The organism is Streptomyces sp. SS8, from assembly GCF_054072955.1.
Window position 1 is genome coordinate 23,649 of record NZ_JBSVCZ010000011.1, and the last position, 12,453, is coordinate 36,101.

Annotated in this window: 9 protein-coding genes; 6 read left to right on the top strand and 3 right to left on the bottom strand. The window is 72.5% G+C overall.

Going from position 1 to position 12,453, the window contains the following annotated elements; translation table 11 throughout:
- Positions 1 to 24: 24 nt before the first annotated feature.
- The gene (locus ACW69E_RS12915) at positions 25 to 1,386 is read right to left on the bottom strand and encodes a peptidoglycan recognition protein family protein (RefSeq protein ID WP_457498344.1); all 1,362 of its coding nucleotides are present in this window, start codon (positions 1,384 to 1,386) and stop codon (positions 25 to 27) included.
- 137 nt (positions 1,387 to 1,523) lie between these two features.
- Here ACW69E_RS12915 and ACW69E_RS12920 point away from each other — a divergent pair, with 137 nt between their 5' ends.
- The 4 genes from ACW69E_RS12920 (at position 1,524) to ACW69E_RS12935 (ending at position 7,573) form a co-directional block, all read left to right on the top strand.
- The gene (locus tag ACW69E_RS12920; protein ID WP_457498345.1) at positions 1,524 to 2,324 is read left to right on the top strand and encodes a TIGR03089 family protein; all 801 of its coding nucleotides are present in this window, start codon (positions 1,524 to 1,526) and stop codon (positions 2,322 to 2,324) included.
- Positions 2,325 to 2,522: 198 nt separating this feature from the next.
- Positions 2,523 to 3,752: an LCP family protein gene (locus tag ACW69E_RS12925; protein ID WP_457498346.1), complete on the top strand. Its 1,230-nt coding sequence runs from the start codon at positions 2,523 to 2,525 to the stop codon at positions 3,750 to 3,752.
- A gap of 252 nt (positions 3,753 to 4,004) precedes the next feature.
- Complete coding sequence (locus ACW69E_RS12930) at positions 4,005 to 5,837, top strand: LCP family protein (protein ID WP_457498347.1); 1,833 nt, start codon at positions 4,005 to 4,007, stop codon at positions 5,835 to 5,837.
- Between the two features lie 50 nt (positions 5,838 to 5,887).
- Positions 5,888 to 7,573: an LCP family protein gene (locus ACW69E_RS12935; RefSeq protein ID WP_457498348.1), complete on the top strand. Its 1,686-nt coding sequence runs from the start codon at positions 5,888 to 5,890 to the stop codon at positions 7,571 to 7,573.
- Between the two features lie 116 nt (positions 7,574 to 7,689).
- On the opposite strand, the gene ACW69E_RS12940 is transcribed toward ACW69E_RS12935, so the two are convergent.
- Complete coding sequence (locus ACW69E_RS12940) at positions 7,690 to 8,733, bottom strand: glycosyltransferase family 2 protein (protein WP_457498349.1); 1,044 nt, start codon at positions 8,731 to 8,733, stop codon at positions 7,690 to 7,692.
- A 147-nt stretch (positions 8,734 to 8,880) separates the two neighbouring features.
- On the opposite strand from ACW69E_RS12940, the gene ACW69E_RS12945 reads away from it, so the two are divergent.
- Positions 8,881 to 10,503 (top strand): LCP family protein, encoded by a 1,623-nt coding sequence (locus ACW69E_RS12945; RefSeq protein WP_457498350.1) that lies wholly within the window; start codon positions 8,881 to 8,883, stop codon positions 10,501 to 10,503.
- 24 nt (positions 10,504 to 10,527) lie between these two features.
- On the opposite strand, the gene ACW69E_RS12950 is transcribed toward ACW69E_RS12945, so the two are convergent.
- Complete coding sequence (locus tag ACW69E_RS12950) at positions 10,528 to 11,079, bottom strand: acyl-CoA thioesterase (RefSeq protein WP_457498351.1); 552 nt, start codon at positions 11,077 to 11,079, stop codon at positions 10,528 to 10,530.
- Between the two features lie 171 nt (positions 11,080 to 11,250).
- Between ACW69E_RS12950 and ACW69E_RS12955 the strand changes: the two genes are divergently transcribed.
- A complete protein-coding gene (locus tag ACW69E_RS12955; protein ID WP_457498352.1) occupies positions 11,251 to 12,450 on the top strand; it encodes an LCP family protein in 1,200 nt (399 codons plus the stop codon).
- The last annotated feature ends 3 nt before the right edge of the window (positions 12,451 to 12,453 follow it).

The following is a 12,453-nucleotide window of genomic DNA, read 5'->3' on the forward strand; positions in this document are numbered from 1 at the left end:
CCGGCGCGGCCCGCGCCGCTGCCGCTACCTGCCCTGCAGCCGGGCCGCGGTGGCCCGGATGGTGCCCAGCCTGGAGTAGAGCCGGTCGCCCGGGCAGCCGGTGACGTAGCCGTCCCGGTGTCCGGAGACGGTGTGGAGCCTGACGGTGGTGCCCTTGGGGTACTTGCCGCCGCCGGAGGTCATGGCGGTGGTGCCGCGCGGGTCGACGCCGTGCAGACCCAGCTTCCAGGCGACGAGCTTGGAGACGGCGTCCACCGCGGCCGTGGAGGGGTTGGTGCTGTTGTACGAGCCGAGGACGGCGATGCCGGTGCTGTCGTGGTTGAAGCCGTAGGTGTGGGCTCCCATCACCGGGTTGGCCACGCCGCCGGCGCGGCCCTCGTAGATCTTGCCGCACTTGTCGACGAAGAAGTTGTAGCCGACGTCCCGCCAGCCGTTGCTCTGGACGTGGTAGCGGTAGATGCCCCGGATGATGGAGGCGGACTGGCCGCACGAGTAGTCGTTGCTCATCGCCGTGTGGTGGACGAAGGCCATTCTGACCGTCTTGGTGTAGAGGAACGGTCCGCGCAGCCGCTCGTCGGCCCCCCACCCCTTGCGGGTGACGATGCCGGGCCGGGGGCCGATGGGGGCGTCGGCGGTGGTCCCCGACTGCTCGCCAGTGCCCGCCTGTTCGGTCCGGCCGGCCTGCCCGGCCTGCCCCGGGGCCCGTACCGCGAGCAGGTCCTCGCCGGCCCCCTGCCGGTCCAGAGCCGGGATCTCCAGGGCTCCGGCCGGGGCGAGCGCGGAGTTCGCCTCGCCCGCGGGGTTCTCCTTCCCCGGCTCGGCGGCGGGGTCGTCGCCGGGGTGGACCAGGTCCAGGCGCAGCCCCTCGGGCAGCCGGTGCGTCCCGGAGGCGCCCTCCTCCGGCAGTACGCGGGCCTGTACGCCGTTGGAGTCGCCCACCCACAGCGGTGCCGTCGCTCCGCGCACCTCGTCCCCGCGGGACTCGGCCGAATCCGGGTCGGGCCGGTCGGCGTGGGTCTCCAGGTCCTGCCAGGACGACCACTCGCCGGTGGCCGCGGACTTGGTGCGCACCTGGATCCGGCCGTGCGGTTCCTCCTCCGGGTCGTCCCAGACCACGCCGAGCAGCGAGAAGGGTTCGACCTCTCGGGCCGGGAGGCCGAGGGACACCGAGTCGGACGAGCCGGGCGGGGTGGTCGTGGGCGGCGGGGTGAGGGGGACGAGCGGCAGCGACTGGGTGCTGCCGGGCAGCCGGGGGGCCGCCACGGACTCGGAAGCGGGCGCGGGGGCCGCGGAGGCGCTGTTCGCCAGGCCGCCGGGCGCGGTCAGCGGCAGCACCGCGGCCGCTGCGCACGCGACGCCGATCGATGACGCAATGAATGCACGCATAAATCTGATATTGGACACAGGGGGTACGGCTGTCTAACGGGGAGCTGACACCCGGTCGCCCTGAGTCGCGCTCACCGGGCATCGCGGGCACCCCCGTTCCGGCGCCCCCGAGCGGCGGCCCGCGTACCCTGGCGCCGATGAACACCACCGATCGCACCCCTGCCGACCTGCTGCGATCCGCGCTCGCCGCGGACGCCGCCCGCCCGCTGGTGACCTTCTACGACGACGCGACCGGCGAGCGCGTCGAACTCTCCGTCGCCACCCTCGCCAATTGGGTGGCGAAGACGGCCAACCTCCTGCAGGGCGAACTGTCCGCCGAGCCCGGCGACCGGCTCGCGCTGCTGCTGCCCGCCCACTGGCAGACCGCGGTCTGGCTGCTGGCCTGCTCCTCCACCGGAGTCGTCGCCGAACTGCCCGCCGACGCCGCCGGCGCCTCGGGCACGGCCGGCGCGGACCCGGTCTCCTCCCTCGCCGCGTCCGCCGACCTCGTCGTCAGCGGCCCGGACACCCTGGAGGCGGCCCGCGCCTGCACCGGCGAGCGCATCGCGCTCAGCCTGCGCCCCCTGGGCGGCCGCTTCCCCCGGCCGCCCGAGGGCTTCACCGACTACGCCGTCGAGGTGCCGGGCCAGGGCGATCACTTCGCACCCTTCTCCCCCGTCGACCCGGACGCGCCCGCGCTGGCCGTCGGCGGCCGGGAGCTGACCGGTGCGCAGATCGTCGAACGCGCCCGCGCCGACGCCGCGGCGCGCGGACTCGGCCCCGGCGCGCGTCTGCTGTCGGGACTGCCGTACAGCACCTGGGAGGGGCTGTCCGCCGGGCTGTTCGCCCCGCTGGCCGCCGGGGGCTCGGTCGTACTCTGCCGCCACCCGGACCGCCTGGACGCGGCGGGGCTGGAGGAGCGCGGGCGGAGCGAGCGCATCACCCACACGGCCGTCTGACCCACCGTCGGGCGCGCCCGCCCGTCCGGCCCCGGAACCCACCCCATAGCCGGGCACATCCCCCACGGCTTCCGGTCGCGCGGAGTTTTTCCCTCCCTCCGATACAACCAACGGCCCCTCCCGGGTGTCTGTACAGAGGACCGGCGACCGCACGGCTGTGCGCGAACCGCCGCCGACCGCTGAGGGATGAACACATACGTGACCGGACCCGAGGACGCGCAGCAGACCGGCCTTCCCCACCCGCCGCCCCGGCCCCGCCGCCGGTGGCTGCGCTGGGCCGCGCTGGGCGCGTCGCTCGCCGTACTCGCGGCGGGCGGCGCTGCCTGGGCCCTCTACAACAGGCTCGACGGCAACATCCGCACCGACGCCGAGGCCGTCGACCAGCTGCGGCGCTTCGACCGGGAACGCCCCGCCTCGGTCGTGCACGAAGCGGAGAACATCCTGCTCATCGGCTCCGACGACCGCAGCGGCGACAACGGCAGGTACGGGCGGGACAGCGGCACCCAGCGCTCCGACACCACGATCCTGCTCCACCTGTCCGCCGACCGCTCCAGCGCCACCGGGGTGTCGATACCGCGTGACCTGATGGTGGACATACCCGAGTGCCCCGGGCCCGACGGCACGACCTCCGGGCCGCTGTTCGCGCAGTTCAACTGGGCCTACGAGATGGGCGGGGCGGCCTGCACGATCCGCACCGTCGAGAACCTGACCGGCATCCGCGTGGACCACCATCTGATCGTGGACTTCACCGGCTTCGAGAAGCTGGTGGACGCCGTCGGCGGCGTCGAGGTGTGCCTGACCGAGCCCGTGAACGACCCCGACGCCCACCTCGTCCTGGACGCCGGCCCCCAGCGGCTCGACGGCGAGCAGGCCCTCGGCTACGTGCGCGCCCGCAAGGGCATCGGCGACGGCAGCGACACCCAGCGGATGGAGCGGCAGCAGCAGTTCCTGGCCACCATGCTGAGCCAGGTGCGCGACGACGGGCTCCTGACCGACCCGGCCGAGCTCTACCGGGTGCTGGACGCGGTGACGTCGTCGCTCACGGCCGATCCCGGACTGGACTCCCTCTCCGAGCTGTACGACCTGGTCAGCGGCGTCCGCGGCATACCCGAGGGGCGGGTGCGGTTCATGACCGTGCCCCGGCAGCCGTACACCTACAACCCCAACCGCGACGAACTGGTGCAGCCGGACGCGGACCTGCTGTTCGACGCGCTGCGCGAGGACCGGCCGGTGCCGGAGGAGGGGGCGCCGCCTTCCGGCTCCCCCTCCGGTGGGCCGTCCGGCGGGGGCGGGATCCCCGCTTCGGACGCCGGGACCGGGGCGCCGGAGCCGGGCAGCTCGCCCACCGGTTCGCCCACCGGCCCTCCGTCCGCTTCCCCGTCCGTCGGGGAGTCCGCGGACGGCGCCACCGAGGGCCTGTGCGGATGAGCGCGGGCGTGCCGGAGCGCGGGAGAACGCGAGAGAAACAGCACAGGGAACCACTTAAGGGATTGGAATGGAATGTCTGTTTGAGGAGGAAAGTAACCTGCCTGCAGGGGTGCTTGACACCGGGCCGCGGCAGATAGTGTGAGCAATCCGGTGCGCTCGCCCATGAACGCTGCGCACCACTGGAGACCGACCGAGCGCCTTGATGCCTGGCAGGGAAGGCGCTGCGTGGCACGACGGAGGACTCAGGCAACCGTGGACGCGCAAAGCCGTGGGCGGGCGGGTGACATCGATCCCGCAGACCAGTGGGTGTTCGACCCGGAGACGGGCGACTACAAGCTGCGACCGTCGGCCCCCGCTGCGCGACCGTCCCCCTCCCCCCGCCCGTCCCCGCCGTCCGGCGGGGCCGCGCCCCGCGCCGGACGGCGGACGGCCACGCCGCAGGGCGAGGTGCCCCGGCAGCGCAGGCGGCGTCCGGAGGGCGACGGTACGCCGGGGGACGGCGTGAAGAACGGCGCGGCGGACGCCAAGAAGCCGGCCGGACGGGCCGCGGCGCGCAGGGCGGCCGGCGGCCGAGCGGCCGCACGCCAGGCCGCGGGCGGCAGAGCGGCCTCGCGGCGCAAGGCCAGGCCGAAGAAGTCCGTGAAGAGGAAGGTGCTGTTGTGGACGGGCGGGGTGACGGCCTTCATGGTCACCGGCACCGCCGTCGCCGCCTACCTCGCCTACGAGCACTTCAACAGCAACATCGACACCGTCGACGTCGGTGACGCCGCCGAGGGGGGCTTCGGCAGCGACGGTCCGCTCAACATCCTGCTGATCGGCACCGACAAGCGCACCGGTAAGGGCAACGAGGGTTACGGCGACAAGAACAGCCCCGGCCACGCCGACACCACGTTCCTCTTCCACGTCTCGGCGGACCGCACCAACGCGACCGTGATGAGCATCCCCCGGGACCTGAAGACCGACATCCCCGACTGCCCCACCAAGCACGATGACGGCAGCACCGAGGTCATCCCGGGTGAGCAGAACGCCCGGTTCAACACCAGCCTCGGCCAGGAGGGCCGGGACCCGGGCTGCACCATGCGCACCGTCAAGGAGATGACCGGGCTGGACGTCCACCACTTCATGATGGCGGACTTCAACGCCGTCAAGACCCTGACCACCGCGGTCGGCGGTGTCCCGGTCTGCCTGGAGAAACCGGTCGACGACCCCAAGTCCCACCTCAAACTCCCCGCCGGCGAGAGCGTCGTCGAGGGCGAGCAGGCCCTGGCCTTCGTCCGCACCCGCGGCAGCTTCGGGAACAAGGGCGACCTGGACCGCATCAAGGTCCAGCAGCAGTTCCTGAGTTCGATGATCCGCCAGTTCAAGTCGAACGACACCCTCACCGACCCGGGCAAGCTGTGGGACCTGGCGGAAGCGGCCACCAACGCGCTCACCGTCGACACCGGCATAGGCACCATCAAGAAGCTGAGCGACCTGGGCAGGGAGCTCAGCGGCATCAAGACCAAGAACATCTCCTTCCTGACGGTCCCGGTCAAGGACAACCCCGCGGAGAAGATCAGGGCCACGGTCGTCCTCGAGCAGCCCAAGGCCGCCCAGGTCTTCGCGATGCTGCGCGAGGACGTCTCCTTCACCGAGGTGGAGAAGAAGGAGAAGGCCGCCAAGGACAAGGCCAAGAAGGAGCAGGAGGCGCTGCTCAAGGGCGAGCGGGCCGCGGCCTCCGACGTACGCGTGGAGATCCTCAACGGCGGGGAGATCGCCGGGGCCGCGCAGACGACGCTCACCTGGCTGCAGAACACCCAGAGCGTGCTGAAGTCCAGCAACGGCGGCAACGCGCCCGAGCAGCTCGACAAAACGACCCTGGAGTACGGGCCCAACCAGGCCGACCAGGCCCGCAAGCTCGCCGACATCATGGGACTGCCCGCCTCGGCCCTGAAGCCCGGCTCCGTGGACGCCGGGCCGATGGAACCGATGGTGCTGACGCTCGGCGCCGACTTCAAGGAGGCCGGCGTCCCCATCGCCGCCCCGGCGAAGGCTCCGGAGGACCTCGGGAAAGTGGAAGCCGACGAGAAGATATGCGCCAAGTGATTCCCGCGCGCCGCTTCCGCGCACGGGCCGAGTCGTAGGGAGAGGGCCCGTTGGGGCAGCGCACCGCAGGGGGGAAGGACGCACACGAACGCGCCCCTCGGCCGGAGGACTTCGGCTGGAACGACAGCATGTACGACGAGCCGGACGCATCCGGGGAACCGGAGGGGTCCGTGAGGTCCGGGGAGAGCCGGGAGGGCGGGGCCGGCGGCCCCGGGGACGCGACGCCCGCGTCCGGCCCGGGCCGCCTCGCCGGTGGTCCGAAGCGGCCGGCGGGCCGCGGCAGGCGGGTGCTGCGCTGGACGGCGCTCTCCCTGTCCGTGCTGATACTCGGCACGGCGGGCGCCGGCTACCTCTACTACGAGCACCTCAACGAAAACCTCACCAGGAAGCCCCTCACCCTCGGCGACAACCAGCTCAAGCACCGGCAGAACGCGGAGGGCCGCACCCCCCTCAACATCCTGCTGCTGGGCTCCGACAGCCGTAACTCCGAGCGGAACCTCGAACTCGGCGGCTCCCGGGGCGATGTGGGGCGCAAGCCGCTCGCCGACGTCCAGATGCTGCTGCACCTCTCGGCCGACCGCGACAGCATCTCGGTGCTCAGCGTCCCCCGGGACACCAAGGTGACCATCCCCGAGTGCACCGACCCCGAGGACGGCACGGTCCACCCGCAGAGCACCGGCAGGATCAACTCCAGCCTCCAGTACGGCGGTCCCGGCTGCACGGTCGCCACCTGGATGGAGCTGACCGGCGTCCCCGTCGACCACTTCATGATGATCGACTTCGCGGGTGTGGTGGACATGGCCGACGCGGTGGGCGGCGTCCCGGTCTGCGTGGACGCCAACGTCCACGACAGCAGGTCCGGTCTGCGCCTGGAGAAGGGCGAGACCACCGTCCGCGGCGAGCAGGCCCTGCAGTGGCTGCGCACCCGGCACGGTTTCGGGGACGGCAGCGACATCGGCCGGGCGCGGGCCCAGCACATGTATATGAACTCGATGGTGCGCCAGCTGAAGTCGGGCACCAAACTCACCGACCCGGGCAAGCTCAGGTCGCTCGCCGAGGCCGCCACCAAGGCGCTCACCGTCGACGACGGCATCGAGGGCGTCAAGGACCTCTACGACCTGGGCAACGAACTCAAACAGGTCCCCACCGAGCGGATCACCATGGTCACCATGCCGTGGGAGTACTCCGACGGCGGCAGCTACGTGGTGCCCAAGCCCGGCGACGCCGAGAAGGTCTTCTCCCTCATCCGGGACGACATCGCCCTCGACGGCAAGGACGAGCCCAGGAAGGAGAAGAAGACCTCCGACCCCGCCGCTCCGGCCGGCGAGATCCCGGTGCAGGTCCGCAACGGCACCCGCACCGTCACCCTCGGCCCCGTCAACGGCCGCGCGGGCGCCATCGCCGAGGAGCTGCGGCGGCTCGGCTTCGACCGGGCCGAAACCGACGCGGAGGAGGCCCCCCAGGCCGACACCACCGTGTCCTACCCGAGCGGGGACCTGCGCGGTGACGCCCTGGCCGTGGCCAAGGCCCTCGGTCTGCCCGAGCGCTCCGCACGCCAGTCCGCCGGGGTCGAGCAGGTCACCGTGGTGATCGGCGCCGACTGGCGGGAGGGGAACGCCTACCCCGGGCGGCCCGCCCCCGAGGAGGAGGACAAGCGCGGTGCCCCCGAGAGCGCGAACGCGCTCAACGGCGACGAGGAGAAGTGCATGAACGTCAACCCCGCCCACACCTGGTGATCCGGTGACCCGGTGACCTCACACCCCCGGCGGGACGGGAGGGAGCGGGAGGACGGGAACGGGCCGCGCCCCCGGGGAACGGGGGCGCGGCCCGTGGTGTGTGGGGCGGACCCCGGTCAGCCGCCGGCCGTCACCGGCTCCCGGCGGCTGGCCCTCACCTTCTCCGCCAGCTTCCTGGGACTCGTCAGGAAGCCCCAGCCCCAGGACATGTGCATGGTGGCCAGCGCCAGCGGGATGCGCACCCGCGCCCCGAACGGCAGCCCCCTGCCCGCCGGGACCGAACCCGCGGTGATGGCCGCCAGGTAGCCGCCCGGGACGACCAGGGCCCACGGCGTGACCAGCGCGCCCGCCACCAGTCCCGCCCCGATGGCCAGTACGGCCGCCGGTGGCGCCAGGTAGCGCAGATTGATCGAGCCCGAGTGGTAGCGGGCCACCACATGGCGCCAGCGGCCGTAGTTGCGGTACTGCTTGGCCAGCGCGCGGACGCTGGGCCGGGGGCGGTAGGAGACCAGCAGTTCGGGCGAGAACCAGATCAGCCCGCCGTCCTGGCGGATGCGGAAGTTCAGCTCCCAGTCCTGCGCCCGGATGAACTCCTCGTTGTAGCCGCCCTGCCGCTCCAGCACCTCGCGGCGGAAGACGCCCAGGTAGACCGTCTCGGCCTCGCCCGCCTCGCCGCCGGTGTGGAAGGCCGCGTTCCCCACCCCGATCCTGGAGGTCATGGCGGCCGCCACGGCCTTCTCCCAGTCGTTCTCGCCCTCGGCGTGCATGATGCCCCCGACGTTGGCCGCGCCGGTCTCCTCCAGCAGCCGCACGGCGGTCGCGATGTAGTCCGGCGAGAGCATCCCGTGCCCGTCCACCCGCACCACGACCGGGTGGCGGGAGGCCGCGATGGCCGCGTTGAGGCCGGCGGGGGTGCGGCCGGTGGGGTTGGGCACGGTGCGCACCCGCGGGTCCTCGCGGACCAGCTCGGCGGCGATGGAGTCGGTGCGGTCCTCGGAGGGACCGAGCGCGATCACGACCTCCAGCTCGCCGGCGTAGTCCTGCTCCAGGATGTGCCGCACCGAGCTGCGCAGATGCCGCTCCTCGTTGAGCACCGGCATGATCACGGAGACCGCGGGCGGCGCCGCGGCCGGGGAGGTGGGTTCGACAGGAGAGCTCACCGGGTCACGGTACCGCGATCGGGTGATGCGCTCGCACGGCAGCCGGGTGGCCGCGGGCGGCGGGCGGCGTGGGACCGGCTGTCCGTAGATCGTATGGGCCTATGTTGGCCGCTTCCTGGCCCCCACCGCCACGGAGGTGCTTCCCCGATGCCCGCACGGTCCCGTCAGCGCGGTCGCCACGCCCGTCCCCGGCCGAAGCGGCGGGGCCTGTCCCGCTGGGGCTTCCGGGCAGCCACCGCCGTCTCGGCGATGGTGCTGATGGCCGGCGGCATCGGCCACGCGCTGGTCTCCGGGCTGGACGGCCGGCTGAAGCGGGTGGACCCCTTCCACGGGCTCAGCCACCGTCCCCTGGGCGGCGACGGCCTCAACTTCCTGGTCGTCGGCACCGACGGGCGCGACACCGTCACCGAGGAGGAGCGGCAGCGGTACTCCCTGGGCGGGACCCCGTGCAACTGCACCGACACGCTCATGCTGGTGCATCTGTCCGCCGACCGCGACCGGGCCAGCGTGGTGAGCATCCCCCGCGACTCGTACACCGAGTTCCCCCCGTACACCGACCCCGCCACCGGCGATTTCCGCAGCGGCCGCACCGGGAAGATCAACGCCGCCTACTCGCTCGGCGGCCCGCATCTGACCGTCCGCACCGTCGAGAAGATGACGGGAGTGCGCGTCGACCACTACCTGGAGGTCGACTTCACCAGCTTCATGCGGACCGTCGACGCCCTGGGCGGCGTCCCGGTGTGCACCACCCGGCCGCTGACCGACAGCCGCAGCGGGCTCGACCTGCCCGCCGGCACCACCCGGCTCGACGGCGGGCAGGCCCTGCAGTACGTCCGTGCCCGGCAGGTCGACGCCGAGGGAGACCTGGGCCGCATCAAGCGCCAGCAGCGCTTCCTGGCCTCCGTGATCGACGAGGCGACCGGGGACGGCGTGCTGACCGACCCCGTCCGGCTGCGCCGGGTCGCCTCGGCGCTCCTGGGATCGGTGCGCGCCGACCGGGACTTCGGCGCCCGTGAACTGCTGGCCCTGGGTCGGGCGATGCGCGACTTCACCGCGGCCTCCTCGGAGTTCGCCTCGGTGCCCCTGGAGGACCCCGACCACAGCGTGCCCGGCGTCGGCTCCACCGTGACCTGGGACGAGGAGGAGGCCGGGAAGATGTTCGCGGCGCTGCGCCTGGACCGGCCGCTGTCGTCCGGCGCCGCGTCGGGCGCGAAAGCCGAGGACGGCACGGGGCGGCACGGCACGGGGCGTGCGGCGGGGCACGAGAGGAGACACGGGACGGGGCACGACGGCAAGAACCTCGACGAGGAGCCGGGCGCCGCGGCGCGTCCGTCCGGCCCCCTCCCGGTCCGGGTGGACCCGGGGAAGATCCGGGTGCAGATCGAGAACGGCACGCCGATCGCCGCTCTCGGGGCGCGGGTGGACCGCGAGCTGCGCGCCACCGGCTTCGACACCACCGGCACCCCGCGCGGCGCGAAGAAGCAGGACGTACGGCGCACGGTCATCCGCCACGACCCCGAATGGGACCGCTCGGCGCGTGCCCTGGCCACCGCTCTGCCCGGAGCGGAGCTGGAGGAGGTCGAGGGGCAGGGACGGGTCATGGAGGTCGTGCTGGGCTCCGCTCACCGCGGGGTACAGCGGGTGCGCCACGCTCCCGAACCCTCCGCGAGCCCGGCGCCGGAGGGGAAGCGGGCGGAGGAGTCCGCGCGCCCGGAGGGCGGGGGCGGGGACGGAAAAGCGGTCACGGGCGACGAGGTCGTCTGCCCGTGACCGCGGGAGCGGACCGTACGGCTGTCAGTCCTCCGTCATGCCCTCGGCCGCCCGCCGGTCGCGCAGCTCCTTGATGGCGCGGCGCCGGGCGAGCCGGTGCGTGCGCCGGATCTGCGCCTCCTGTCGGCGCCGCTTGTCGCGCTCGGACTCGGGGACCACCGGCGGTACGGGCCGCGGCCGGCCGTTCTCGTCGACCGCGGTGAACACCAGATAGGCGGAGGCGACCTGGGTGGCGGGCGTGGACTCGTTCCACCGCTCGGCCAGCACCCGCACGCCGACCTCCATCGAGGACCGGCCGGTCCAGTTCACCTGGGCCTTCACATGCACCAGATCGCCCACCCGGACCGGCTCCAGGAAGACCATCTCGTCCATCGACGCCGTGACCGCCGGACCTCCGGAGTGCCGACCGGCGACCGCGCCCGCCGCGTCGTCGACCAGCTTCATGATCACACCGCCGTGGACGGTGCCGAGGAGATTGGTGTCGTTCCCCGTCATGATGTGGGACAGGGTGGTGCGGGACGCCGCGGTGGGCTTGCCCGGCAGTTCGTGCGAGGTGGCCTGGGCCTGAGTGGTCATGCTTCCACCCTAAGCCGCCCGTCCCGGGCGGAACGGCACGGTCCGGTGTGATCCCGCACGCCCCCCTCGTACCCCGGCCGCCCCCGCAATGCATCAGCTCTGCAACAGCCGTGCCCCTGTTCCGCCCCCCTGTCTATGGCGCGACCGGCCCGGGAGGGCACACTGCCTCCCATGACTGACTGGCCCAACAGCGGCGGCGTCGGCCCGCGCCCGGTTCCCAACCGCGCCGTACCGACGACCGGATACGGCAACGACCCCGGCGGCGGTTACGGTTACGGCGGACAGGCGGGTTACGACTCCGGCTACAACACGGGCCAGGTCTACGCCGGTTCCGGTTACGCGGGCGGAGGCCCGGCCGGGCCCGCCGCACCCGTTCACGGCGACGCGAGACCCGCGCCGGACTGGGGCCGCCGGTTCAAGGTGGGACTTGTCACACTGCTCGTCGTACTGCTGGTGTGGTCGGTCGGCACCTACTTCTGGGCCGACTCCAGGCTGCGCCGGGAGGTCGACCTGAGCGCGGTCATGGACCGGCCCGAGAAGGGCGAGGGCACCACCTACCTCATAGTCGGCTCCGACAGCCGCGAAGGGCTGTCGGACGAGGAGCGCAAGGAGCTGCGCACCGGTTCGGCGGAGGGCAAGCGCACCGACTCCATGATCATCCTCCATGTGGGCCCCGAGGGGAACACGATGGTCTCCCTGCCGCGCGACTCCTGGGTCACCATCCCGGAGTTCAAGGGCTCCGAGAGCGGCAAGACCTTCCCCTCCCCCGGCGCGCGCAAGCTCAACGCCGCCTACTCCATGGACGGCGCCACCCTGCTGGTCCGCACCGTCGAGTACAACACCGGCCTGCGCATAGACCACTACGCGGAGATCGGCTTCGGCGGCTTCGCCTCCATCGTGGACGCCCTCGGCGGCGTGGAGATGGACATCCCGCGCGACATCAAGGACAAGAACTCCGGCGCCGACTTCAAGAAGGGCCGCCAGACCCTCGACGGCGCCCAGGCCCTGGCCTTCGTCCGCAACCGCTACGAGGCCGGCAGCGACCTGGAGCGCACCAAGAACCAGCAGAAGTTCCTCTCCGCCCTGGCGAACCAGGCCGCCACACCCTCCACGGTCATCAACCCCTTCAGGCTCTACCCGACGCTGGGCGCGGGCCTGGACACCCTGATCGTCGACGAGGACATGGGCCTGTTCGACCTCGCCTCGATGTTCTGGGCCATGAAGGGCGTCTCGGGCGGCGAGGGCACCTCGATGAACATGCCGATAGCGGGCTCCGCGCCGCAGGGCTCGCTCAAGTGGGACATGGCCAGGGTCAAGCAGCTCGTCGAGCAGATGAACAACGGCGAGAAGGTCACGGTCCGGGCCGACTGAACC